Origin of the sequence: Streptomyces sp. NBC_00669 (assembly GCF_036226785.1) — a bacterium.
Lineage (GTDB): Bacteria > Actinomycetota > Actinomycetes > Streptomycetales > Streptomycetaceae > Actinacidiphila.
In genome coordinates this window covers 8326981-8351740 of record NZ_CP109018.1, presented here as the reverse complement: position 1 = coordinate 8351740, position 24760 = coordinate 8326981, and the positions used below count along the sequence as shown (strand labels likewise).

Here is a 24760-nt window from a genome sequence, read left to right as displayed (position 1 = left end):
GGCGGGGAGGTACGGCGGCGGGGAGGTGGGGCGGCGGCTCAGTCCTTGACGGCGCCGCTGGTCACGCCGGCCGCGACATAGCGCTGGGCGACGACCAGCAGCACGGCGGCGGGCAGCGACGCGATGATCCCGGTGGCCATCACGCTGTTCCAGTCGCTCAGGTGCGCGCCGATGAAGCGGTAGATGCCGACGGTGACCGGCGCCCGGTCGTCCTGGGTGGTGAGGGTCACCGCGAACAGGAAGTCCGCCCAGGCGAAGAGGAACGAGAACAGGCTCGCGGTGACCACCGCGTTGCGGCTGACCGGCAGGACCACCGACAGCAGCGTCCTGATCCGGCCCGCGCCGTCCAGGACGGCGGCCTCGCTCAACTCGGCCGGCACCCCGCGCATCGCGGTCTGGAGGATCAGCGTCGCGAACGGCACGCACAGCGTGGAGTCGGCGAGCACCAGCGCCAGCGGCGAGTTGAGCAGCCGCAGGTGGTTGGCCGCGGTGTAGAAGGAGTTGGCCATCACCACGCCCGGGATCATCTGCGCGATCAGCAGGGCGAAGGTGAGCGGCCGCCCGCCGGGGGCGCGCAGCTTCGCCAGGCCGTAGGCCGCCGGCACCGCGATCAGCAGCACCAACAGCACCGTGCCCGCGGACACCCCGAGGCTGACCAGCAGGTGGCCGCCCTGGCTGGACAGCGCCCGCCGGTAGCCCTGGAGGGTGCCGTGCACCGGCAGCCACGTCGGCGAGCTCTTCACCAGGTCGGTGGAGGGCAGCAGCGACGCGTTCAGCATCCAGTACAGCGGGAAGAGCATCACGCCCAGGATGACCACGGCGACCAGCGTGTTGACCGCCGCCGGCACCCGGCGGGCGCGCCCGACGCGGTGCGCGCGGGCGGCCCGGCGGCCCGTCACGGCGCTCACCGGCCGGCCCTGCGCTGCTCGCGGGTGGCCCGCAGATAGACCGCGGCGAAGACCACCGCGACCAGCACCAGCAGGTTCCCGACAGCCGCCCCGCGGCCGAACTCCAGTTGCTGGAACGACAGGTTGTACGCGAACGTGGTCAGGGTCTGCGAGGAACCCGCGGGCCCGCCCTGGGTGAGGATCATGATCACGTCGAAGACCTTGACGGTGTAGATCAGGCCGAGCGTGAGCACCACGGCGGTGACCGGGCGCAGCAGCGGCAGCGTGATGTGCCGGAACCTGCGCCACGCGTTCGCGCCGTCCAGCGCGGCCGCCTCGTACAACTCGCCCGGTATGGACTGCAGTCCGCCGTAGAGGATGACCATGTTGAACGGGATGCCCACCCAGATGTTGACCAGGGTGACCGCGATCAGCGAGTCATGGGTGCTGGCCAGCCAGGGCACCGGGTGGCCGATCAGGTGCGCGCCGAGCAGGGCGTGGTTGAGCACCCCGGAGTCGGTGTCGAGTATCCACCGCCACGCGGTGCCGGAGACCACCAGCGGCAGCAGCCACGGCACCAGCAGCAGCGAGCGCAGCGGCCCGCCGAGCGGGAACGCCCGGTTGAAGAACACCGCGAGCGCCAGCCCGACGCAGAACTGGAAGAGCAGCGAACCGGCGGTGAACAGCAGCGTGTTGGTCACGGTGCGGCCGAAGTGGCTGTCGTGCAGGACCGCGCGGTAGTTGGCCCAGCCGACGTAGGGCGCGACACCGGTGTAGAAGGAGGAGACGGTGTAGTTCTGGAAGCCCATCCGGACGCTGCCGGCCAGCGGGTAGAGGTAGAACACGGCGACGTAGAGCCAGGCGGGCGCGGTGAAGGCGAGCGCGGCGAGCCGGGCCCTGGCCGGTCCCGCGGTGCGCTGCCGCGGCTTCGGCGGCCGGTCCGCGCCAGGACCGGCGGGGCGGGCCCCGGCGTGGTGGAGGGTGGTGGACATGGGTGCCGTCCTCAGTTCTGGGCGGTGCGCTGGGCCTGGGACAGGGCCGATGCGGGACTGGTGCCGCCGGCCAGCGCGGCCTGGATGGCGTCGGCGAGCGCCTGGCTCACCTTCGGGTAGCCGGTGCCGAGTTCGGTGGTACGCGCCTTCGCGGTGCCGATCTCCTGCACGAACGCCGCCATCTGCGGGTCGGATTGGGCGAGTTGGGCGGCGGCCTGCTGGTTGCTGGGTATGTAGCCGGCGTCCTTCGACCACTTGGCGCTCTCGTCGTGGCCGAGCAGGCACCTGACCACCTTCACCGCCTTCGCCTCGCGTGCGGCGTTGCTGTGGCCGACGGTCCAGGTCTCGCCGCCGAGCGGGGTGACCGGCTTCGCGGCGGCGTTCGGCACCGGGATGGGCACGATGCCGAAGTGCAGCTTCTTGTTCGCGTCGAGCGTGGGGAGTTGCCAGGGGCCGTTCACCATCATGGCCGCGTTGCCCGCGCCGAACTGGTCGTTGACGTCGGCCTGGGTCCAGGTGACCACGGACTTCGACGCCGACCCGGCCGAGACCAGCTTCTGCCACAGCGTCAGCGCCTGTTCGGCCTGCGGCGAGTCGAGCTTCTTCAGGTCGGCGCCCGCGGTCCAGAAGAACGGCTCGAACTGGAACGCGCCCTCCTCGGTGCCGACCGCGCTGAACGCCACTCCGTAGCGCGAGCCGTGCGTCAACTTCCGTGCGTCGGAGGTGAGTTCGTCCCACGTCTTGGGCGGGGTGAGCCCGGCCGCCTTGAACACGTCGGTGTTGTAGTACAGCGCAAGCCCGTTGACGCCCGGCGCGATGCCGTACGTCTGGCCCTGGTACTGGCCGGCCTGGACGATCGACGGGTACAGGCCGGCGGTGCTCAGCCCGGCCTTCGACAGCGACACCAGGCCGCCGGTGGCGGCGAGTTGCTGGAGGTCGGGGTTGTCGACGAGGGCGAGGTCGGGCAGCGAGCGGGCCGACGCCTGCTGGAGCAGCCTGGGCAGGAACTGGGCGCGCGGCACCTGCTGGTGCTTGATGGTGACGCCGACCTGCTTGCCGCACTCGTCGAGGATCGCGGGGAGTTGGGTGTTCTGCGGGGCGGCGTCGTAGTAGTCGATCTCGGTGAGCGTGTCGGAGCCGCCGCCGGACCCGCCGGAGCCGGTGCCGGTGCCGCAGGCGGTGAGCACCAGGGCCGCGGCGGCGGTGAGCGCGGCCAGCGTGCCTGGTCCGGCCGACGCGCGGGAGGTACGGGGAAGGCGGACGGTGCGGCTCATGACGTGCCTTTCGACTGTTCGGCGGCTCGGCCGGCAGCTCTGTTGCGAGCCCGTGGCGCGGCGCGAGGAGGAGGCGGGAGGGTGACAGGTGTCGAATTGATTCGACAGTGGCGAAGATGACGGACCGGCGGCTTCCGGTACGTCACCGGCAGGCGGTGGCGCGGAGGCGGTGGTGCGGTGACGCACGGACAGGTGACGCGATGACGGAGTGACGGAGTGACGCGATCGTGCGGAGGTGCGGTGGTCCCGGCGCCGCGGCCCGTGGGACCGCGGCGGGTCGGTGCGGTACGGGCGGCGCGCGGCCGGGAGGGGGCGGGGCGGGCGCTACCCCGCCGCGTCGTGCGGCGGTACGTGCGAGGAGGCGTCCGGCGGGAGCCGCGACGCCGACGCGCGCGGCGACACGTCCGGCAGGGCATCGGGCGCCGCGCCCCAGGGCCCCACGGCGCGGTCGCGCCGGGGCCCGGTACTCGCCCTGACCTTGAGCGCGGGTGCCAGCAGGGTCGCCCCCGGCAGTTCCTCGCCCTCGATCCGGCGGGCCAGCAGCCGGACCGCGGCCCGGGCCAGCTCCTCCGCGGGCAGCGACACCGAGGTCAGCGGCGGGCTGCACCGCTCGGCCTCGTCGTCGGTGCAGATCGCGATCACCGAGATGTCCGCCGGCACCCGGGCGCCCAGCCCGGCCAGCCGGTCCATCACCAGCGGCAGCACCCGCTCGTTGTAGACGATCAGCGCGGTCAGGTCGGGCTGCCGGGCGAGCAGGTCGTCCAGCGCCCGCACCACTCCCCCGGGCGCGGGCTCGCACGCCGCCCACACGCTGCGCTGCCCGCGCGAGTGCAACGCGTGCGTGACGCTCTCCTGCGCGTGGATCGCGTACGCCACGTCCCGGCCGAACGCCTCCGGTGCCTGCCCGAGGTAACCGACCGAGGTGTGGCCGGCCTCCCGCAGGTGCTCCGCGCAGGCCCGTGCGGCCAATGCGAAGTCGAAGTCGGCGCGCGGCAGTCCGTGCGGGTCGTCCGGGGTCCCGACCAGCACCGCCGGACACTTCAGCTCGTTCAGCAGCGGGACGCGCGGATCGCTGCGCTGCACCTCCATCAGCATCACCCCGTCGACGAGCGCGCCGGCGACGGTGTCGCGGATCGCCGCCTCGCCGTCGTCGTCGGTGAGCATCAGCACCTTCAGCCCGCAGTCCTGGGCCGCGGTCAACGCGGCCCACACGTACGGCATCTGCACCTGGTTGTGCGGGCCGTACACCATCGGCAGCGCCATGGCGATCACGCCGGTGCGGCGGGTGCGGATCGAACGGGCCCCGGCGTGCGGCCGGAACCCGAGCGCCTTGATGCTGCGCTCGACCCGCTTGGTGGTCTCCGCGGAGATGGTCCGGTTGCCGCTCAGCACGTACGAGACGGTGCTGCGGGACACGCCGGCGTGGCGTGCCACGTCCGCGATGGTGACCGTCATGGGCCGGCTCCTGGGTGCTGCTCGACGGGGTGAGGGCGAGTGAGGGCGTGTGAAAGCGGGTGGTGAACGGGGTCGTGCTCGACCGGTGGTGCTCGACCGATGATGCCCCGGCGGGTGGCGCCCGGCGGTACGGCGAACCGGGCGTCGAGTTGGATTGTCGAACTGATTCGACAACCTGCCGAGTATCGAACTGATTCGACGGGCTCGATTGGCCGTGAAATTAGCACGGGCCCACCGCGCCCACAAGGGACCGTGCACGAAGTTCCCGGTCGTCCCCGGTTCCGGCGCCCCCGTGTTGCGCTTGACCTGGAGTGTGCTCCAACTCCTAGGTTTCCGGTCATGAACCACGACAGCCGATCGAAGCCCGCGTCCCCGGCCACGAACCCGGCCACGAACCCGACCCCGACCCCGACCCCGACAACGAACCCGCCGGCCGAGAGCCGCGAGGCGCGCTTCGAGCGCGGGATGGAGACGCTGTCGCGGATCGACGGCGAGGCCGGCCGCAAGGTGATCGACTCACTCGGGGACATCTCCCCCGAACTCGGCCACCAGGTGGTCGCCTGGGGCTTCGGTGAGATCTACCGCCGTCCCCAACTGGCGCCCCGCGACCGGCAACTCGTCACGCTCGGCATGCTCACCGCGCTCGGCGGCTGCGAGCCACAGCTCGACGTGCACATCAACGCCGCGCTCAACGTCGGCCTCACCCCGGAGGAGATCGTCGAGGCGCTGCTGCACTCCGCCGGGTACTGCGGCTTCCCGAAGGCGCTGAACGCCACGTTCGTGGCGAAGAAGGTGTTCGGCGAGCGGGGCCTGCTGCCGGTCGGGCAGGAGGCCCCGCAGGAGTAGCCGCGCAGGGGTGGCCGCGCGTCCGTACGGACCCGGCCGGTCAGGTCAGGTCAGGCGGAATCGGGTCAGGCGGTCAGGTCGGACGGGGCCTCGGACGGAGCCGGGCCGGGTCAGGCCGCGCCGTGCGACGGCTTCGGCCCGGCGGTGGACGTCGGCGTGGCCGGGCCCGCGGAGGACAGCGGTGTGGCGATGTCCTCCAGGGACTTCTGCTCGGCGTTGACCGCGAAGACCGCCGCGACCAGGCCGCCCGCGCACATCAGGGCCGCGCCGATGCAGAACGCCAGCACCGTGTCGCCGACCTTCCCGGAGGAGGTGAGGTCGGAGAAGACCAGCGGGCCGGTGATGCCGCCGGCCGCCGTACCGATGGCGTAGAAGAAGGCGATCGCCATCGCCCGGGTCTCCATCGGGAAGATCTCCGACACCGTGAGGTACGCGCTGCTGGCGCCGGCCGAGGCGAAGAAGAGCACCACGCACCAGCACGCGGTGAGCGTGGTGGCGTCCAGCGAGCCGCGATTGAAGAGCCACGCGGTACCGAAGAGCAGCAGGCCCGACAGCAGATACGTCCCGCTGATCATGATCCGCCGGCCGACGATGTCGAAGAGCGGGCTGAGCAGCACCGCGCCGAACAGGTTGCCGGCCGCGATCACCGCGAAGTAGTAGCCGGTGTGGCCGGAGTTGACACCGTAGAACTTGATCAGGATCGCGCCGAAGCCGAAGGTGATGGCGTTGTAGAGGAACGCCTGGCCGATGAAGAGGGACAGGCCGAGCGTCGCGCGCTTGGGGTACTTCAGGAACACGGTCCTGGCGATCAGGCCGAAGCCGATGCTCCTGCGCTGGTGGATGGTCATCTCGCGGTCGGCGGGCGGCAGTCGGGTGCCCTTCTCCGCCTCGACCCGCTTCTCGACCTGGCCGACGAGCTCGTTCGCCTCGTCGCCGTAGCCGTGGATGAACTGCCAGCGCGGGCTCTCCGGCACGTGCCGGCGCACCAGCAGGATGACCAGGCCGAGCACCACGCCCAGCGCGAAGGTGACGCGCCAGCCGATGTCCTTGGGGAAGATGCTCGTGTTCAACGCGACGATGGACAGCAGCGAGCCGCCGATCGCGCCGAACCAGTAACTGCCGTTGATGGTCAGGTCCACCCGGCCGCGGTACTTCGACGGGATCAGTTCGTCGATCGCCGAGTTGATCGCCGCGTACTCGCCGCCGATGCCGAAGCCGGTCAGGAAGCGGAAGGTGAAGAACCACCACGGCGCGAAGGACAGCGCGGTCATCGCGGTGGCGCCCAGGTACACCGCGAGGGTGACCATGAAGAGCTTCCTGCGGCCGAACCGGTCGGTGAGCCAGCCGAAGAAGAGCGCGCCGACGCACGCGCCGGTCACGTACAGGGCGGCGGCGAGTCCGGTGATCTCCGACGAGGTGACGGACAGACCGGAGCCCGGTTCCGACAGGCGGCCGGCGATGTTGCCGACGATCGTGACTTCCAGCCCGTCGAGAATCCACACGGTGCCGAGGCCGATCACGATCATCCAGTGCCAGCGCGACCACGGCAGCCGGTCGAGTCTCGCCGGCACGTCGGTGGTGATGGTGGGGCCGTCGGTCGGGGACGGGTCCGGGGCGGACGTCGCCATGGAAGATCACCTCCTTGCCGGTCAGTTTCACATCGGCGACCACAACACGCGCGCTCGCCACTTCCGGCGGGTCGAGGCGGCCACCATGCTGGGGATCGCCATCGCCCGCGTGATCCGTCTGTCCCGGCGGGCGCCGGGTACGCCTCCCGGGAGGATTCACGCCGTGCACACCACGCTCCGTCAGATCCGTGCGATCGTCGCGCCGCCACGCACCGGTCCGCACGGACCGCTGCCGCCGCTGCTGCTCGTACTGACCCTGGTGACCGGCCTGGTGGACGCGTTCAGCTATCTCGCGCTGGGCCGGGTCTTCGTGGCCAACATGACCGGAAACGTGGTGTTCCTGGCCTTCTCGCTGGCCGGTGCCAAGGGCTTCTCGATCCTCGCGTCGGTGCTGGCGCTGGTCGCGTTCGTGGCGGGCGCGGTGATCGGCGGGCGGCTGTACGGGCTGGTCTCCGAGCACCGGGCGCGGCTGCTGCTGGTCGCCACGGTGGCCCAGCTGGTGCTGGTGCTGGTCTCGCTGGCGCTGGCCGAGGTCTTCGACCTGCCCGCGACCGGCGGGCAGCGGGCGGTGCTGGTGGTGCTGCTCGGGCTCGCGATGGGTTCGCAGAACGCGGTGGTACGCCGTCTGGCGGTACCCGATCTGACCACCACGGTCCTGACCATGACGCTCACCGGGATCGCGGCGGACTCGCGGCTCGCCGGAGGTGTCGACAGCAAGGCGGGGCGGCGGCTGCTCTCCGCGCTGACCATGTTCCTGGGGGCGCTGGCGGGCGCGGCGCTGATCGTGCACGGGCATCCGACGGTGCCGCTGCCGATCGTGGCGGCCCTGCTGGTCGTGGTGGCCGTCGGCCTCCTCCCGCACCGGCACTCGACCCTGCCGTGGGCGGCGCCGAAGACCACGTGAGGCGCCGCGCGGGACGCGGACGTGGAAGCGGATGTGGAAGCGGACGTGGACGCGGTCACGCGCACGCGACACCGCTCGTCACGCGATACTCGACACGAATGTCGCGGCGGATGTCGATACGGGCCGCCGCCGTTCGTCGTGTGGGTGACCGGGCGGAACCCCGCCCGCGCGACACGGCCGCCGGGCCACGCGCCCGCGCCACGAAGGAGATGTGCCATGAAGTACCTGCTGCTGATCTGCCACGACGGCAACGGATACGACGCGACGCCCGAGCAGATGGACGCCACCCCGTGGGTGGAGGAGATGGACCGCCGCGGTATCCGCCTGATGGGCAACCGGACCCGCGAGTCGTCCGACGCCACGACCGTCCGCGTCCGCGACGACGGCCTGCTGCTCACCGACGGCCCGTACGCCGAGACGAAGGAGCAGATGGCGGGCTTCGACGTGATCGAGTGCGCCGACCTGGACGAGGCGGTCGAGGTCGCCTCGAAACACCCGGTGGCCCGGTACGGGATGATCGAGGTGCGGCCGTTCTGGACGGAGTGACCGGCCGGACCGACGGGGCTGGCGGGGCCGACCGGTCCCGCGCGGCCCGCGCGGCGGTGGCGGCGGCCTGGCCCGAGGAGTGGGGCCGGGTCGTCGCGGCCGTGATCGGGCAGACCGGTGACTGGGACCTGGCGGAGGAGTGCGCGCAGGACGCCTTCGAACGGGCCCTCGAACGCTGGCCGCGCGACGGCGTGCCCGACCGCCCGGGCGCCTGGCTGACCACCACGGCCCGGCACCGGGCGCTGGACGTGCTGCGCCGCCGCTCCAACGAGGCGCGCAAGCTGCGCGAGGCGGCCCGGCTGGAACCGGACGCGCGGCACGTCGCGGAGCCGGCCGAGGAGGTGGTGGCCGGCCAGGCCGCGGCGGCGGACGCGGACGCGGTCCCGGACGACCGGCTGCGGCTGATCTTCACCTGCTGCCACCCCGCGCTGCCGCGGGCCGCGCAGGTCGCGTTGACCCTGCGCTCGCTGACCGGGCTGACCACGGCGGAGATCGCCCGGGCCTTCCTGGTGCCGGAGTCGACGATGGCGCAGCGGCTGACCCGGGCGAAGGGCAAGATCCGGCACGCGGGCATTCCGTTCCGGGTGCCGCCGCGCGAGGTGCTTGCGGAGCGGACCGGCGCCGTACTGGCGGTGCTGTACCTGCTGTTCAACGCCGGGTACGCGGGCGGCGCGGACGGGCTGGACCAGCGCCGGGTCACCGCGGAGGCGATCCGGCTGGCACGGCTGCTGGCGGGGCTGCTGCCGGACGACCCGGAGCCGGCCGGGCTGCTGGCGCTGATGCTGCTGCACGACGCGCGGGCCGCCGCCCGTACCGACGCGCGCGGCGACCTGGTGCCGCTGGAGGAGCAGGACCGTGGCCGCTGGGACCGGCGGCGGATCGACGAGGGCCTGACGACTCTCGACGCCGCGCTCGCGGTACGCCGCCCCGGGCCCTACCAGGTGCAGGCCGCGATCGCCGCGTGCCACGCGTCGGCGGCCCGCCCCGACGATACGGACTGGCCGCAGATCGCCTTGCTCTACGGGGAGTTGGCCCGGTTCGCGCCCGGGCCCGTGGTCGAGCTCAACCGGGCGGTGGCCGTGGCGATGGCGGACGGGCCCGCGGCGGGCCTGCCCCTGGTCGAGGCGCTGGCGGAGGTGCCCGCGCTGCGGGGCTACCACCTGTTGCCCGCCACCCGGGCGGATCTGCTGCGCAGGCTCGGCCGCCATCGTGAGGCCGCCGCCGCCTACCGCGAGGCCCTCCGGCTCGCCCCGACAGCGGCGGAGCGCCGCTTCCTGGAGAACCGGGCACTCCGCTCCGAACGGATGCCGGGTGCCCCGGCCTCCCCGCCGGCCCCGTAAGACCGCCCCGGACCACCCGCCGGTGGCGGGTTGCTCGCGCCGTTCCCCCGCCCCTGGGCAACTGCGGCATCTCCCCCGCGAGCCACCGCCCCGCGGCCCTCAAAGCCTGCGGCGGCTGTCCGTTTTCACTCGCGTGGCCCTCGTCAGGGGAACCGCCGGGAGACAACTGGCGTCACTGGGGGAACATGGGTGGGGATCGCTTGTTCCGTCGACCGGCCCCATGAGGTGAGGTTCCGCAGTGCGCAAGCACCAGCAGCATTCCCCCGCCGAGAGAGCGTCGTACGCCGCACGTGTCCGCCAGGGGGCGCTCGCGGCGGGACTGCTGGTGGCCGTGGCCGCCTGCGGGAACGGCCACAACTCGTCGGGGACGACACCGTCCGGCACGACGTCCACGTCCGCGTCCGAGTCGAGCAGTGCGCCGACGACGTCGAGCAGCACCTCGGCGAGCGCGTCGCACAGCGCCACCGTGGTGCCGCCGGCGTCGACGACCTCGAAGGCGACCACGGCCGCGCCCGCGAGCTGCGTGGACCGGGCGTACAACGCGATGACGAACGCCCAGCGGGTCGGCCAGCTCTTCATGACGTCGGTCACCAGCACCGGGCTGACCACCAGCGAGTCGCAGGCGATCACGACCGGCAAGACCGGCTCGGTCTTCCTCCAGGGCCACACCACGGAGGGCGCCACCGCCGTGAAGGCGGTCACCGCGAAGGTCCGCACCCTCGCCTCGCCGGTGCGGGGCGTGTCACTGGGGATGTTCGTCTCCACCGACCAGGAGGGCGGCCAGGTCCAGGTGCTCAACGGGCCGGGCTTCAGCACGATCCCGAGCGCGGTGACCCAGGGCACGTGGTCCACGTCGACGCTGCAGAGCAACGCGGCCACGTGGGGGCGCCAACTGGCCGCCGCCGGGGTCGACATGAACCTCGCACCGGTCGCGGACACCGTCCCGCCGAACCAGGTGACGGTGAACGCGCCGATCGGCAAGCTGGACCGGGAGTACGGCACGAACCCGTCGACCGTCGCCTCGCACAGCACCGCGTTCCTGCGCGGCATGCTGCAGGCCAAGGTCGTGCCGACCATCAAGCACTTCCCGGGTCTTGGCCGGGCCAGCGGCAACACCGACTTCACCGCGGGCGTCACCGACTCCGTCACCACGACGACCGACCCGTACCTTCAGCCCTTCCGGGCCGGCATCCAGGCGGGCACACCGTTCGTGATGGTCTCCTCGGCGATCTACACCCGGATCGACCCGCACAACCAGGCCGCCTTCTCCCCCGCCGTGATCCGCACGCTGCTGCGCGGCAAGCTCGGCTTCAAGGGCGCGGTCATCTCCGACGACCTCGGCAACGCCGTCGCGGTCGCCGACCGCACCCCCGGCCAGCGCGCGGTGGACTTCGTCGCGGCCGGCGGCGACGTGGTCCTCACCGTGAAGCCCAGCGACATCTCCCCGATGACGTCGGCGGTGCTCAGCCGGATGACGGCCAGTTCCTCGTTCCGCGCCGACGTGGCCGACAGCGTCCACCGGGTACTGACCGCCAAGCACAACGCGGGCGTGCTGACCTGTAGTTAGCCGAGGGCGAGGGCGCCGGGCGAGGTGTGTCGGGCGGCGCCCCAGGACGCGGGGGCCATAACGACCCAGGCCCCCGCACGTGACGCCACGCGACCCCGTCGTCACCCAACCGGGGGATGCATAACACTCCATCCGGGTGGACAAGCCGTTTCCCTGGGCCGGTTCGACGGCACGGCATGCCATGAAGGAGGTGCACGAGGGAGAGCAGTACCTTTCAGAAAGAAGGCAGCAATGTACTCAGCGCATGCCAAGCACCGTGTCACGGCCGGTATCGCCGGTCTGCTGATCGCGGGCTCGGGCCTGCTCGCCGCGACGTCCGCGTACGCGGCGGACCCCAAGCCCGGCACGGGTACGGACACCGGCACGGCCGCCGCCCCGGCCGCGCCCGCGCAGGGCGCACAGGACGCACAGGGCGCGCAGGGTTCGATGCCCGCCGCCGGCACCAGCGCCGCCGCTCCGACGTCCGACGGCCAGCAGGCGCAGGCCGCCGCCGAGCCGCAGGGCAAGGTCATCTCGCGTCTCCCGCTGACCATCCGCGAGATGGCCACGTCCAACTCGCGTTCCCTGGGCTCGTTCCAGCCCGGCACCGTGATCTGGCTGCACTGCAAGGTCGTCGGCCAGAACGTCGAGGGCAACAAGCTCTGGTACAAGCTGGGCAACGGCCGCGCCGGCTACGTCTCCGCGCGCTACGTGCAGAACCTGGCGGTCGTGCCGTACTGCAAGTGACGTCACCCGGGCCCGCGCCGAGCCGCGAAGGTCGATAAGGGCACCCTTACGGTGACGCGCGGGTGAACTGCGGGGGAATTGTGGGCTCCCGGCCTTTGTGCAGGTGGGTGGGCGTGCCACCGCGTGCTTAGCATGTCGGCGTCACGTACCGCTGCACCGATTCCCGGAGGTCCGGTGTGCCCGCCGAACCCGCACCCGAGCCCGCACCTGCGGCCGGCTCCGACGCCGACCGCGCGTCCGCACCCGAGGGCGGTGCGGCAGCCGACGACACGGCTGCCGCACCGCCCGACGGCATAGCGGCCGCCGCCGAGGACACGTCACAGGCCGGGGCCGTATCCGAAGCGGACGGCACCGGCCTCGCGGACACCCAGGAATCCCCGCACACCGAGAACACCGAGAACGCCGGAAGCCCCGAGGCCACCACGGACACCTCGGGCTCCCCCGGTGACCGCACCCGGCGCGGCGCGCGCGGCTGGACCGTGGCCGGCACCGCCGTCGCCGTCGCCGCCGCGATCACCGCCGGCGTCCTGGCCACCGGCGGCGGGCACCACGCCACCCACCCGGCAGCCGCGGCGGCCTCGGACGGCCTGCGGCACACCGCGGTCGACGTGTCGCCGAGCACCTGCGGCCGGGGCTGGGGCGCCACGCAGAAGCCGCACGCCGGCACGCAGGCGTTCGACCTGCACAACTCCGCGGCGAGCGCGACCGAGGTCTACCTCAAGGACCCCAGCACCGGGCGGCTGTTCGCGGAGATCGAGGGCCTGGCGCCCGGCACGACCCGCTCGATGGTCGTCGACCTCGGCAGCGGCCGGTACGCCTTCGAGTGCCAGCAGGAGGACACCGACTCGGTGACCGGTCCGACCGTGACGGTCCCCGGCAAGGCACCGCAGGGCCCGTCCTCGCTGCCGGTCACCGTGCACGACCTGATCCCGCCGACCCTGGACTACCAGAAGTGGATCAACGCCCGGATGGCGGAACTCTCCACCGACACCGGGGTGTTGAAGTCCGACATCGACCGCGGCGACCTGACGGCGGCCCGCCGCGACTGGCTCACCGGCCATCTGGTGTACGAGCGGATGGGCGCGGCCTACGACACGTTCGGCGACGCGGACGGCGTGATCAACGGCACCACCGCGATCGGCCGGGACCCGCTCAAGGACCCGGACTTCACCGGCTTCCACCGGATCGAGTACGGCCTGTGGCACGGCGAGTCGGCGAAGTCCCTGCGCGGCCAGGCCGCGACGCTGGACAAGGCGGTGAAGGCGCTCAGGTCGCAGTGGACAACGCAGCAGATGGACCCGGCGAACATGGGCCTGCGGGCGCACGAGATCATCGAGAACGCCGAGCAGTTCGAGCTGACCGGCCGCACCGACTACGGCAGCGGCACCAACCTGGCGACGGCGTCGGCGAACATCGACGGCACCCGGGAGATCCTGGCGAAGCTGCGCCCGCTGCTGGCCGCCCGCGACTCCGGCCTCGCCCGGCTCGACGCGTCCCTCGACCGCGCCCAGGCCTACCTCAAGTCCCTTGACCACAAGGGGACGTGGACCGCGCTGGACCGGCTGACCCGCGCGCAGCGCGAGCAGGTGAACGCCGACTTCGGTGACCTGCTGGAACAACTCGCCCCGGTGGCGGCGATCTTCGACGTACGGAGGACGGTATGACGACCGACACGCACGGCCCGGCCGGCGGCGAGCTGCGGCGGCGCGGGTTCCTGCGCGGCGCGGCGGTCGGCGTCGGGGCGGTCGGCGCGGTGGCGGGCGGCGCGGCCGCGCTCACCGGGTCGAGCGCGGCGGCCGCGACCCCGTCGCCGGGCGCCAAGGCCGCGGCGGCACCCTTCCACGGCCCGCACCAGGCAGGCATCACGCAGGCCGTGCAGCCCTCAAGCGTGTTCCTGTCCTTCGACGTCACCGCGGCCGACCGCCGCGAACTCACCGATCTCCTGCGTGCGTTGACCGAGCGGGCCCGGTTCCTGACCACGGGCGGCACCCCCGCCCCGCTGGGCATCACCGACTCCCCCTCGGACAGCGGCACGCTCGGCCCCCAGGTCCCGCACGACGGCCTGACGGTCACCACCGGGGTCGGCGCGTCCCTCTTCGACAGCCGGTTCGGACTGGCAGACCGCAGACCACTCCGCCTGAGCACCATGCCCGCCTTCCCCGACGACGACCTCCAACCCGACTGGTGCCACGGCGACCTCAGCCTCCAACTCGCCGCACCACACCCGGACACCGTGCTGCACGCACTGCGCGATATCACCCGCCACACCCGCGGCGGCATGCAAGTGCGCTGGCGCATGGACGGCTTCACCAGCCCACCAAGACCCACCGGCACCCCCCGCAACCACCTCGGCTTCAAAGACGGCACCGCCAACCCCGACATCACCGACCCCACCACCGCCCGACAACTCCTGTGGACCCACGGCAACGGCGAACCCCCCTGGACCACCGGCGGAACCTACCAGGTCATACGACTCATCCGCATGCTGGTCGAATTCTGGGACCGCGTCTCCCTCACCGAACAAGAACGCATGTTCGGCCGCGCCCGCGACACCGGCGCCCCACTCGACGGCACCCACGAATTCGACACCCCGAAATTCGCCCAGGACCCCATGGGCGACGTCATCCCCCTGGACAGCCACATCCGCCTGGCCAACCCCCGCACCACGAAAACCGACAACTCCCGCCTCCTGCGCCGCGCCTACAACTACGACCACGGCATGGACAACGACGGCAACCTCGACATGGGCCTCATCTTCGTCTGCTACCAGCAAGACCTCGAACGACAGTTCACCGCCGTACAGAAACGACTGGCCGGCGAACCACTCGTCGACTACATCACCCCCTACGGCGGCGGCTACTTCTTCGCACTACCCGGCGTCCACGACCGCACCGACTGGCTCGGCCGCGCCCTGCTCACCTGAACGAGCACCCACCGAGGGCAACCGACAGCAACCAGGGGCGACCCGAAAGCGACCGGAGACCCGTCCCCGGCCACGCACACCGAACCGCCCCCCTCTGTTCACCGGGACGTCACCACCGGGCCGTTGTCATGTCGCGGCTCACCCGGACGATCGCGTTCGACACCGTGCGCGAATCGACATCGGCACGCGTAAGCACCACAAAGCGGAGGCTGACACAGCATGAGCACCACGGGCAGTACGAGCAGGTCAAGAAGAGGTCCGCGGCAGCGGACCGCGCGCTGGGGGGCGTTCGCCGGAGCAGCGGCGCTCGTACTGCTGGGCGGAACCGCGCCCGCCCACGCCGACACCGCGCACCACGGCGGCGGCGACAGCACTACCACCCCGATCAAGCACCTGGTGGTCCTCTTCGACGAGAACGTGTCGTTCGACCACTACTTCGGCACCTACCCGCAGGCCGCCAACACCGACGGCACGAAGTTCACCGCGGCGAAGAACACGCCGAAGAACATCGACACGGCCGCGCACGCCGGCCTGGTCAAGAAGAACCCGAACCAGTACGCGCCGCAGCGGCTGAGCCCGTCCGAGGCCGTCACCTGCGACCAGAACCACTCCTACGGCCCCGAGCAGTACGCCGCGAACGGCGGCAAGGCCGACCAGTACGTGCAGAACACCGACTCCGGCAAGTGCTCGGGCGGCCTGTTCTACCAGCCCGGCCTGGTGATGGACTACTACGACGGCAACACGGTCACCGGCCTGTGGAACTACGCCCAGCACTACACGCTCGGCGACAACTCCTACAGCTCCAACTACGGCCCCTCGACCCCGGGCGCGCTCAACCTGGTCTCCGGCCAGACGCACGGCGTGATCTCGGTGGACCCGAAGTCCGGCACGGAGAACCCGAAGCAGACCGCCACGCCCGACCCGTACACCGTGGTCTCCCCGAACGCCAAGGGTGTCGGCACGGTCGCCAACGACCCCGACCCGGCCTTCGACGACTGCTCGGACAACAGCCACACCAGCGCCAACGCGCTCGGTGAGCTGACCGGCAAGAACGTCGGTGACCTGCTCAACTCCAAGAAGGTCAGCTGGGGCTGGTTCCAGGGCGGCTTCCGCCCGTCCACCGCGTGGGACGGCAAGCAGGGCGACTACGCCAGCTGCCTGGGCAGCACGCACGCCAACGTGGCCGGCGCGTCCTCGGTCGACTACAGCCCGCACCACTCGCCGTTCCAGTACTACAAGTCCACGTCCAACCCGCACCACCTGCCGCCGAAGAACACGGCCGAGATCGGCCACAACGGCCAGGCGAACCACAACTACGACCTCACCGACTTCGACTCGGCGCTGAAGGCCGGCGACCTGCCCGCCGTCAGCTTCCTGAAGGCGGCCGAGTACCAGGACGGCCACGCGGCCTACTCCGACCCGATCGACGAGCAGAACTTCCTGGTCAAGGAGATCAACGCGATCCAGTCCTCCGCGGACTGGAAGGACACCGCGGTCGTGGTGGCGTACGACGACTCCGACGGCTGGTACGACCACGCCTACGCGGTGCCGCACAACGGCTCCAAGGACACCACGGTCGGCTCCAACAGCAAGGCCGCCGACAGCCCCGCCTGCCAGGCCGGTCCGGCCGCCGCGCAGGGCTACAACGACCGCTGCGGCCCCGGCACCCGGCAGCCGCTGCTGGTCATCTCGCCCTACAGCAAGGTGAACTCGGTCGACCACACGCAGACCGAGCAGGCGTCGATCACGAAGTTCATCGAGGACAACTGGAAGACCGGCCGGATCGGTGACGGGTCCTTCGACGCCCGCGCGGGCAGCCTCACCGGCGCGTTCGACTTCAAGCACCCGAACAACAAGCAGGTGCTGCTGAACACCAACGGCTCGGTGAAGTCGGTCAAGCAGATCAGCAGCCACCCGACGCCCCCCGGCAAGCCGGGCAAGCCCGGGCACGGCGGCACCGGCGGCTCGTCGAGCAGCTCGACCGGCGGCGGCAACGCCCCGTCCACGCAGCTCGCGCAGACCGGTACCTCCTCCCCGGCCCTGCCGCTCGGCATCACCGCGGGCGTCCTGGTGGTCGGCGGCGGCGCGCTGTACTACGCCCGCCGGAACCGCGCCACGCGCAGCGTGGCCTGACCGCGCCACCGCGCGAGGCACCACCGCACCACCCGCGCCATCCGCGCCACCCGCGCTAGAGGGCTAGAGCGCCAGCGCACCTTCGGCCGCCACGCACGGGGCCTGCGAGGGGCCGTCCCGGAAGTCTCCGGGGCGGCCCCTCCGCCATGCCCGCGCACACCGCTCCGCCCCGCCCGTACACGCGTCGGGCCTTGAAGCAACCGCCGGACGGTCGCACCGCGTTGCGTTCACGAGCTGAACGCATTTCACCGCTCACGGTCACGCCCGACATCCCTCCGTATTCCGATACGGGCTTTGTGCACAACTCTTGACATGGATGAAACACAGGGAGAAACATTCCGGTGTGCGTCGGGAGAGCGCTCTCACTGATCAACCGGTAGGCGCCCGCCCGGAGTTCGACACGTTTGACCCCCCACCCTGGAATCAGGAGAGTCGCCCATGCTCCCTCCCCCCACCGGCACCATGGCGCTGAGACCCGTGGCGCCCGCGGACCGTCGCAGACGGCGGAACATCGTGGCCGCGGTGATCACCGCCTTGGTCGCCTCGCTGCTGCTGTTCGTGCCGATGCGGTCCGCCCACGCGGCCGACAGCCTGCTCTCGCAGGGCAAGACCGCCACCGCCTCCTCCACCGAGAACGCCGGCACACCCGCCTCCGCGGCGGTCGACGGCGACACCGGCACCCGCTGGTCCAGCGCCGCCTCCGACCCGCAGTGGCTGGAGGTGGACCTCGGCGCCTCCGCCACCATCACCTCGGTGACCCTCAACTGGGAGACGGCGTACGCCACCGGGTTCAAGATCCAGCTGTCGTCGGACGGCGCCAACTGGACCGACGCGTACTCCACCACGACCGGAACCGGCGGCAAGCAGACGGTTTCCGTAAACGGTTCCGGGCGTTATGTCCGGATGTACGGCACCGCGCGCGCCACCGGATACGGCTACTCGCTCTGGGAGTTCCAGGTCTACGGCTCGGCCGGGGGCACCACGCCGCCGAGCGGCGCGACCCTGATCTCGCAGGGCCGCCCGGCGACCGCCTCCTCGACCGAGAACGCCGGCACACCCGCCTCCGCGGCGGTCGACGGCGACACCGGCACCCGCTGGTCCAGCGCCGCCTCCGACCCGCAGTGGCTCCAGGTCGACCTGGGCGCCACCTCGACGATCAGCTCCGTCACCCTCAACTGGGAGACGGCGTACGGCAAGTCGTTCAAGATCCAGACCTCGGCCGACGGTTCGACCTGGACCGACGTCTACTCCACCACCACCGGCACCGGCGGCAACCAGACGCTGAACGTCACCGGCTCCGGCCGCTACGTGCGGATGTACGGGACCGCGCGCGCCACCCAGTACGGCTACTCGCTCTGGGAGTTCCAGGTCTACGGCACCGCGGGCGACGACTCCGGCGGCGGTGACAACGGCGGCACCACCGGGGGTGGCACCGGCCCGATCCAGGGCGGCGGCGACCTCGGCCCGAACGTGAAGGTCTTCGACCCCTCGACGCCCAACATCCAGGGGCAGTTGGACTCGATCTTCGCCCAGCAGGAGAGCAACCAGTTCGGCGACGCCCGCTACCAGGTGTTCTTCAAGCCGGGCACGTACAACAACATCAACGACCAGATCGGCTTCTACACGTCCGTCTCCGGTCTCGGCAAGAACCCGGACGACGTCCAGATCAACGGCGACATGACCGTGGACGCCGGCTGGTTCAACGGCAACGCCACGCAGAACTTCTGGCGCAGCGTGGAGAACATGGCCCTCAAGCCGGTCAGCGGGGACGACCGCTGGGCCGTCGCGCAGGCCGCGCCGTTCCGCCGTATGCACGTCGAGGGCGGCCTCAACCTGGCGCCCAACGGCTACGGTTGGGCCAGCGGCGGGTACATCGCCGACAGCAAGATCGACGGCACCGTCGGCCCGTACTCGCAGCAGCAGTGGTACACCCGTGACAGCTCCGTCGGCGGCTGGACCAACGGCGTGTGGAACATGGTGTTCTCCGGTGTCCAGGGCGCTCCCGCCCAGGGCTTCCCGAACCCGGTCTACACGACGCTGAACACCACCCCCGAGTCGCGGGACAAGCCGTACATGTACCTGGACGGCAGCGGCAACTACCAGGTGTTCGTGCCGAACATGCGCACCAACGCCAGCGGGGTGGACTGGCCGAACACGCCGGGCACCTCGATCCCGCTGACCCAGTTCTACGTCGCGAAGCCCGGCGTGTCCGCGGAGACCATCAACGCGGCGCTCGCGCAGGGTCTCAACCTGGTGCTCACCCCGGGCATCTACCACGTCGACCAGCCGATCAACGTCACCCGCGCCAACACGGTGGTGCTCGGCCTCGGTTACGCCACGGTCATCCCGGACAACGGCGTGGACGCGATGAAGGTCGCCGACGTGGACGGCGTGAAGCTGGCCGGCTTCCTGATCGACGCGGGCGCCGGCAAGTCCCCGCAGCTGCTGCAGGTCGGCGCGCCCGGCTCCTCGGCGAGCCACGCGAGCAACCCGACCACCATCCAGGACGTGTTCGCGCGGGTCGGCGGCGCGGGCCCGGGCCAGGCGGGTACGGCCTTCGAGATCAACAGCAACGACGTGGTGATCGACCACACCTGGCTGTGGCGGGCCGACCACGGCGCGGGCGTCGGGTGGACCACCAACCCGGCGGACGAGGGCCTGAAGGTCAACGGCAACAACGTGCTGGCGACCGGCCTGTTCGTGGAGCACTTCGAGAAGTACGACGTCGAGTGGGCGGGCCAGAACGGGAAGACGATCTTCTTCCAGAACGAGATCGCCTACGACCCGCCCAACCAGGCGGCCATCCAGAACGGCAACACCCGAGGTTTCGCCGCCTACAAGGTGGACGCCAACGTCACCAGCCACGAGGGCTGGGGACTGGGCAGCTACTGCAACTTCACCGCGGACCCGACGATCATCCAGGACCACGGGTTCGAGGCGCCGAACACGCCAGGGGTGAAGTTCCACGACCTGCTCGTGGTGTCGCTCGGCGGGATGGGCCAGTACGCGCACGTCATCAATGACACGGGACCGGGTACCTCGGGTACCTCGACCACCCCGTCGACGGTGACCAGTTACCCGTAACCGCACCGCGGTGGGGAAGGGCGCACGCAGTACACGATGAACAGTGCGGGAAGGGGCCGTCGTCCGGCAGCGGACGGCGGCCCCTTCCGCTGTCCCGGTCCCGGGGCGCCGGTCGGCATCCGTGCCCGCCATCGAGGCAGCGGGCCGGCGGCGAGCGCGAGCGCGGCCGCCGCGGAGCCCACGACCCTGGCCGGACCGAACCGGCGGGTCAGCGGGGCGGTTTGCGGGCCTCGATCAGGAAGCGGGTCGAGTGGGCCACGAACGGGCCCTCGGCGGCGATGAGTTCGTGCAGGTCGCGCAGCCGGTCGCGGTAGCGCTCGACGGTGAAGTCGGGCACCATCCAGATCACCTTGCGCAGGAAGTACACCATCGCGCCGACGTCGTGGAACTCCATCCGCAGCCGTTCGTAGCGCAGGTCGAGCACGTCGAGACCGGCCTCGGCGGCGGCCGCCCTGGCCGTGTCGGGGTGGCGCGGGCCGCGGTCGGCGTGGGGCTGCGGGCCGAGGAAGAACTCGTACACCTCCACGGCGCTGGCCGGGCCGACGTGCTGGGAGAAGTAGGTGCCGCCCGGCCGCAGCACCCGGGCGATCTCGTGCCACCACGCCGTGACCGGGTGACGGCTGGTGACCAGGTCGAACGCCTCGTCCGCGAAGGGCAGCGGCGGCTCGTCGGCGTCGGCGACCACGACCGCGCCGCGCGGGTGCAGCAGCGCGGTGGCCTTCGCGACGTTCGGCGGCCAGGACTCGGTCGCGGCCATCACCGGCGGGAAGGACGGCGCGCCGGCCAGCACCTCGCCACCGCCGGTCTGGATGTCCAGCGCGGCCGAGGCCCGGCCCAGCCGCTCCGCCATCAGCCGCTGGTACCCCCAGGAGGGACGCTGCTCGCTCGCCCGCCCGTCCAGCCAGGAGAAGTCCCAGCCGGCCACGGACACGGCGTCGGCCTCGGCCACCAGGTCGTCGAAGGTGCGGTTCATCCGCTCACTCTCGTGGGATCGGCCGAGCCGCGGCAACCGGTTTTGCTCGCACCCCGGCCCGGGTCCCGGCTCGCACGCCGGCCCAGGACCGCCCGCTCACGCCGGCGCCGGCGGGTTCAGCGTCAGGTAGCAGCGGATCGCGGTGCCGGCGCTGCCGGTATGGGTGCGGACGAGGTCGGCCAGTTGATGGACCATCAACAGGCCGCGCCCGCCGGGTCGTCCGGGCGGCGGCAGCCGGCTGCCGGCCAGCGGGTCGACCAGCCGCCCGCCGTCGCGCACCTCGCAGGCGACGTGCCCGTGCTCGGCCCACACCCGCACCACCCCCGAACCACCGCCGTGCAGCACGCTGTTGGTGGTCAGTTCGGCGACGGCGAGCGCCAGGTCGTCCAGCCGCGGACCGGCCAGCCCCAGCGCGTCGGCGGCCCGCACGGCGAACTGCCGTGCGGCCCGCAGCCGTTCGTCGTCGAAGGTGTACGACGCGGCGAACCGCGGCTCCGCCAGCGGCACGTTGTAGGAGGCGACCGCCAACTCCGGGGCGTAGTGCGCGCTGATCCGGCGCCGCCCGCCCTCGATCAGCACCGGGTGGGTGACGCAGGCGTCGCCGAGGGCCTGCGGACCGAGCCGCGACGCGTCGTACAGGCACAGGATCGTGGCCCGGCGGCCGTCGAACGCCGCGTTGACCAGGGCCTCGTGCTGGACGCAGGCCGGGTACTCCAGCGGGGTGCGGCCCGGCCAGACCGGTTCGGCCACGATCCGGACCGGGCCGGCCGGCTGCGCGTCGGCGAAGGCGGCGAGCACGCCCGGGATGATCCGGCCGGGATTGCGGCCCGCTCGGGCCATGTCGGTGAAGTGCACGCCGTCCGCGAGCGGCCCCAGCGCGTTGTGCAGCAGCGCCATCCGCTCCCCGGGGACGGCGACGGCGACCGGCTCGCCGGCGGCCAGGCCGTCCCGGACGAAGGAGAGGGTGCTGTCGAGGTATTCGGCGTCGTCGCGGTAGAAGAAGGCAGGGTGCGAGAAGGCGCTGGCGGCGGGCTCCACGTCCTCCGGCCCCCTTTCGGACACGTGTACCGGTCTCGCCAGTATGCGCCCCGAAAAGATGACCTTGTCGGGGGGCTGCCCCATGGCCGTCCCGATGGCCGTCCCCATGGCCGTTCCGATGGCCGTCCCGGGGGCGGGCGGCGCGAGGGACGCCGTGAGAACGCCACCCGTGCCGGCGCCCGCCGTGGTTCCGCCCGCCGCCGCCCCGGCGACTTCCGGCCCGCCGAGTTCCGCACCATCGGCTTCCGCACTACCGAATTCCGTACTACCGAATTCCGCACCACCGGCTTCCGCACCACCGGCTTCCCTACCGCCGGCTTCCGCACCGCCGGCTTCCGCACCGCCCACCGCCGTACCGCTCATCGCCGTGCCCCCGTCCGCCGTGGCACCGCCGGGCAGCGCCGTGCCGTTGTCAGTCGTGGTTGATCGCCTCGAAGGCCGCGGACAGCGTCTCGCTCTCGTCGGCCGGCACCGCCCGCTCCAGCGCCGGCACGAGGTCGCGCCGCTCGTGGAAGAGGTACTGGTACATCTGGGTGAGGGCGCCGTCGACCGTCAGCCGCCGGGTCTCCTCGGGGTGCCGGCCGGTGAGCGCGCGGTCGAGGATGCCCTGGATCAGCTCGCCCTCCTGCCGGTCCCGCGCCACGAGACGGGCCGACTCGCCGTGCCGCTCCAGCACCTTGCTGACGGTGGCCTCCTTGGCCGCGAGGTGCCGGGCGAAGGTGTCGGCCAGCGGCCGCACCTCCTCGGGGGTGTCCCCGCCCCGCATCCGCAGGTCCTCGACCATCGCCAACAGCAGCCCGCCGGACGTCACGAGGCTGGCCGCGAGCCCGGTGGGCACGTCGTGGTGGCCGTCGTGCCCGGCGGCGCCGCGCCCGGAGTGCCGGTGCCCCCAGCTCCACCGGCCGTGGCCGCCCCCGCCGTCGGCGTCCGCCACCCGCTCGTGCGCGGCCGCGCCGCCACCGGCAGCCGCGCCCGCGCCCAGGTCCGCACCCGGGTCCGGAGCCACGCTCGCACCGCCCGGACCGGCCCGGTCCGGCGCCGGCGCGCCCGTGCCCGGACGGTCGGGCATCTCCTCGCGCTCGCTCGCTTCGCTCATGCCACCGGCTCCTTGTCTGCGCTCGCGGAGACCTCGGGGTCTGCCCGATCCCGGCGGCCGTCCGCGCCATGCGTCGTGAGTTCCTCCATGTCCTACGGTGCTACGGTCCGGCCGTCCGCGCCCCTCACCTTCCGCCGGAGCGGGCACGGCTCACCGGCCGCCGCCCGCGGTTCCACCGCCGCTCCCGGGCCCGGAGCCCTCCTCCTCGTCGGGCAGGTCCGCATCGGCCACCAGGTGCACCGCGGCCTCCTCCGCCGAGGCGGCGCCGCCGTCGATGCCGACGTCCTCGCCGGTCACGCCGTCCTCCCGGGAGTGCGCGCCCTCGTCGGGGCCGACCAGACGGCCGGAGCGCAGGTCGCCCGCCTCCGGGTCGAGCAGTTCGCCGTCGGTGTCCGAGGCGTCGCCGAGGCCGTCGCCGCGCGGCGGCTGCCGGTCCGGGCGCTCGCGGGCGAGCCGGTCGTCCAGCGAGTCGCCGGCTTGCTGCTCGTCGCCGGTGGTGCCGGTGTCCTCGACGACCAGCGGGCGGTCGGGCGGTGAGTACCCCTCGTCGAGGACGTCGACCACACCGCGGTCGTCGAGGGTGTCCTCGGGTTCGAGCGGCCCGGTGTCCTCGCGGATGTCGCGGTCGCCGCCCTTGTCGGGCTGGTACACGTCGTCGCCGCGGCCGAGGTCGTCCGGTCCGCGCTGCTGCTGAGTCATGTGCGTGCGCTCATCTCGTCGAGGACCGCGTCGTTGAAGGCGTCCAGGTCGGCGGGCATCCGGCTGGTGATCAGGGTGTTCGGGCCGTTGGTGCAGACCCGGACCTGCTCGTCCACCCAGGTGGCGCCCGCGTTGCGCAGGTCGGTGCGCAGGCTGGGCCACGAGGTGACGGTGCGGCCGCGCACCGCGTCGGCCTCCACCAGTTGCCAGGGGCCGTGGCAGATCGCCGCGACCGGTTTGCCCGCGGCGAAGAAGGCGCGGACGAAGTCCACGGCGCCCTGGTGCAGCCGCAGCGCGTCGGAGTTCGGCACGCCGCCGGGCAGCACGAGCAGGTCGAAGTCGGCCGCGGACGCCTCGTCGAGGGTCACGTCGACCGGGAAGGTGTCGCCCGGTTCGAGGTAGTTGTACGCCAGTACGGTCCCGGGCAGCGGCGCGACCACCTGCGGGTGGGCACCGGCCTCGGTCAGCGCCTGCAACGGCGAGGTCAGCTCGCTCTGCTCCACTCCCTGGGGCGCCACGAGGATCGCGCTCCGCACGTCCATCACGTCCTCTCGTGTTCGGGGTGGGCGCAGCCGCATGACCACGCACCCCGCCTACCCCTTCACCTGGTGCAGAAACGGGCATTTCACCCGCTTTCCACCATCCCTCC

The 24760-nt window shown here is 72.1% G+C and carries 20 protein-coding genes; 10 read left to right on the top strand and 10 right to left on the bottom strand.

The features are described 5' to 3' along the window. Positions 1-38: 38 nt before the first annotated feature. The 4 genes from OG896_RS35220 to OG896_RS35205 form a co-directional block, all read right to left on the bottom strand. Positions 39-800 (bottom strand): carbohydrate ABC transporter permease, encoded by a 762-nt coding sequence (locus OG896_RS35220; RefSeq protein WP_329374477.1) that lies wholly within the window; start codon positions 798-800, stop codon positions 39-41. A 104-nt stretch (positions 801-904) separates the two neighbouring features. Beyond that, positions 905-1879: a carbohydrate ABC transporter permease gene (locus OG896_RS35215; RefSeq protein WP_329371891.1), complete on the bottom strand. Its 975-nt coding sequence runs from the start codon at positions 1877-1879 to the stop codon at positions 905-907. Between the two features lie 11 nt (positions 1880-1890). Beyond that, complete coding sequence (locus OG896_RS35210; protein WP_329371890.1) at positions 1891-3153, bottom strand: sugar ABC transporter substrate-binding protein; 1263 nt, start codon at positions 3151-3153, stop codon at positions 1891-1893. A gap of 324 nt (positions 3154-3477) precedes the next feature. Continuing rightward, positions 3478-4608, bottom strand: coding sequence for a LacI family DNA-binding transcriptional regulator (locus tag OG896_RS35205; RefSeq protein ID WP_329371889.1), 1131 nt, complete (start codon positions 4606-4608; stop codon positions 3478-3480). A gap of 465 nt (positions 4609-5073) precedes the next feature. Here OG896_RS35205 and OG896_RS35200 point away from each other — a divergent pair, with 465 nt between their 5' ends. Further along, positions 5074-5454, top strand: coding sequence for a carboxymuconolactone decarboxylase family protein (locus OG896_RS35200; protein ID WP_329374476.1), 381 nt, complete (start codon positions 5074-5076; stop codon positions 5452-5454). A 110-nt stretch (positions 5455-5564) separates the two neighbouring features. On the opposite strand, the gene OG896_RS35195 is transcribed toward OG896_RS35200, so the two are convergent. Next, complete coding sequence (locus tag OG896_RS35195) at positions 5565-7082, bottom strand: MFS transporter (RefSeq protein WP_329371888.1); 1518 nt, start codon at positions 7080-7082, stop codon at positions 5565-5567. Between the two features lie 163 nt (positions 7083-7245). Between OG896_RS35195 and OG896_RS35190 the strand changes: the two genes are divergently transcribed. From OG896_RS35190 to OG896_RS35150, 9 genes are all read left to right on the top strand, one after another. Then, positions 7246-7986, top strand: coding sequence for a YoaK family protein (locus OG896_RS35190; protein ID WP_329371886.1), 741 nt, complete (start codon positions 7246-7248; stop codon positions 7984-7986). 216 nt (positions 7987-8202) lie between these two features. Continuing rightward, positions 8203-8532, top strand: a complete 330-nt coding sequence (locus OG896_RS35185) for a YciI family protein (protein ID WP_329371884.1) — start codon at positions 8203-8205, stop codon at positions 8530-8532. Beyond that, positions 8529-9872, top strand: a complete 1344-nt coding sequence (locus OG896_RS35180) for an RNA polymerase sigma factor (protein ID WP_443057199.1) — start codon at positions 8529-8531, stop codon at positions 9870-9872. The genes OG896_RS35185 and OG896_RS35180 overlap by 4 nt, the downstream gene beginning before the upstream one ends. Before the next feature lie 238 nt (positions 9873-10110). Beyond that, entirely contained in the window at positions 10111-11439 is a 1329-nt protein-coding gene (locus tag OG896_RS35175; RefSeq protein ID WP_329371883.1) for a glycoside hydrolase family 3 N-terminal domain-containing protein, read from the top strand. Between the two features lie 231 nt (positions 11440-11670). Continuing rightward, positions 11671-12165, top strand: a complete 495-nt coding sequence (locus tag OG896_RS35170) for an SH3 domain-containing protein (RefSeq protein ID WP_329371881.1) — start codon at positions 11671-11673, stop codon at positions 12163-12165. A gap of 176 nt (positions 12166-12341) precedes the next feature. After that, complete coding sequence (locus OG896_RS35165) at positions 12342-13829, top strand: EfeM/EfeO family lipoprotein (protein WP_329371878.1); 1488 nt, start codon at positions 12342-12344, stop codon at positions 13827-13829. Then, positions 13826-15088, top strand: coding sequence for an iron uptake transporter deferrochelatase/peroxidase subunit (gene efeB, locus OG896_RS35160; RefSeq protein ID WP_329371876.1), 1263 nt, complete (start codon positions 13826-13828; stop codon positions 15086-15088). Before OG896_RS35165 ends, efeB begins: the two co-directional genes overlap by 4 nt. Positions 15089-15307: 219 nt before the next feature. After that, positions 15308-17221: a phospholipase C gene (locus OG896_RS35155; protein WP_329371874.1), complete on the top strand. Its 1914-nt coding sequence runs from the start codon at positions 15308-15310 to the stop codon at positions 17219-17221. Between the two features lie 462 nt (positions 17222-17683). Beyond that, positions 17684-20305: a discoidin domain-containing protein gene (locus OG896_RS35150; protein ID WP_443057279.1), complete on the top strand. Its 2622-nt coding sequence runs from the start codon at positions 17684-17686 to the stop codon at positions 20303-20305. 208 nt (positions 20306-20513) lie between these two features. On the opposite strand, the gene OG896_RS35145 is transcribed toward OG896_RS35150, so the two are convergent. The 5 genes from OG896_RS35145 to OG896_RS35125 form a co-directional block, all read right to left on the bottom strand. Further along, positions 20514-21278, bottom strand: coding sequence for a class I SAM-dependent methyltransferase (locus OG896_RS35145; protein ID WP_329371872.1), 765 nt, complete (start codon positions 21276-21278; stop codon positions 20514-20516). Between the two features lie 96 nt (positions 21279-21374). Then, a complete protein-coding gene (locus tag OG896_RS35140) occupies positions 21375-22316 on the bottom strand; it encodes a sensor histidine kinase (RefSeq protein WP_329371870.1) in 942 nt (313 codons plus the stop codon). Positions 22317-22728: 412 nt separating this feature from the next. Continuing rightward, a complete protein-coding gene (locus tag OG896_RS35135; RefSeq protein WP_329371868.1) occupies positions 22729-23412 on the bottom strand; it encodes a hypothetical protein in 684 nt (227 codons plus the stop codon). Between the two features lie 150 nt (positions 23413-23562). After that, the gene (locus tag OG896_RS35130; RefSeq protein ID WP_329371866.1) at positions 23563-24111 is read right to left on the bottom strand and encodes a DUF5709 domain-containing protein; all 549 of its coding nucleotides are present in this window, start codon (positions 24109-24111) and stop codon (positions 23563-23565) included. Beyond that, positions 24108-24647, bottom strand: a complete 540-nt coding sequence (locus tag OG896_RS35125) for a type 1 glutamine amidotransferase domain-containing protein (RefSeq protein ID WP_329374470.1) — start codon at positions 24645-24647, stop codon at positions 24108-24110. Before OG896_RS35125 ends, OG896_RS35130 begins: the two co-directional genes overlap by 4 nt. Positions 24648-24760 lie beyond the last annotated feature (113 nt).

Bases quoted from the DNA above. Each gene is read 5' to 3' on its own strand.
- OG896_RS35215 (WP_329371891.1), bottom strand. From the start codon at position 1,879: ATGTCCACCACCCTCCACCACGCCGGGGCCCGCCCCGCCGGTCCTGGC.
- OG896_RS35195 (WP_329371888.1), bottom strand. From the start codon at position 7,082: ATGGCGACGTCCGCCCCGGACCCGTCCCCGACCGACGGCCCCACCATC.
- OG896_RS35185 (WP_329371884.1), top strand. From the start codon at position 8,203: ATGAAGTACCTGCTGCTGATCTGCCACGACGGCAACGGATACGACGCG.
- efeB (WP_329371876.1), top strand. From the start codon at position 13,826: ATGACGACCGACACGCACGGCCCGGCCGGCGGCGAGCTGCGGCGGCGC.
- OG896_RS35155 (WP_329371874.1), top strand. From the start codon at position 15,308: ATGAGCACCACGGGCAGTACGAGCAGGTCAAGAAGAGGTCCGCGGCAG.
- OG896_RS35130 (WP_329371866.1), bottom strand. From the start codon at position 24,111: ATGACTCAGCAGCAGCGCGGACCGGACGACCTCGGCCGCGGCGACGAC.
- OG896_RS35145 (WP_329371872.1), bottom strand. From the start codon at position 21,278: ATGAACCGCACCTTCGACGACCTGGTGGCCGAGGCCGACGCCGTGTCC.
- OG896_RS35200 (WP_329374476.1), top strand. From the start codon at position 5,074: ATGGAGACGCTGTCGCGGATCGACGGCGAGGCCGGCCGCAAGGTGATC.
- OG896_RS35220 (WP_329374477.1), bottom strand. From the start codon at position 800: ATGCTCTTCCCGCTGTACTGGATGCTGAACGCGTCGCTGCTGCCCTCC.
- OG896_RS35135 (WP_329371868.1), bottom strand. From the start codon at position 23,412: ATGAGCGAAGCGAGCGAGCGCGAGGAGATGCCCGACCGTCCGGGCACG.
- OG896_RS35210 (WP_329371890.1), bottom strand. From the start codon at position 3,153: ATGAGCCGCACCGTCCGCCTTCCCCGTACCTCCCGCGCGTCGGCCGGA.
- OG896_RS35205 (WP_329371889.1), bottom strand. From the start codon at position 4,608: ATGACGGTCACCATCGCGGACGTGGCACGCCACGCCGGCGTGTCCCGC.
- OG896_RS35170 (WP_329371881.1), top strand. From the start codon at position 11,671: ATGTACTCAGCGCATGCCAAGCACCGTGTCACGGCCGGTATCGCCGGT.
- OG896_RS35150 (WP_443057279.1), top strand. From the start codon at position 17,684: ATGGCGCTGAGACCCGTGGCGCCCGCGGACCGTCGCAGACGGCGGAAC.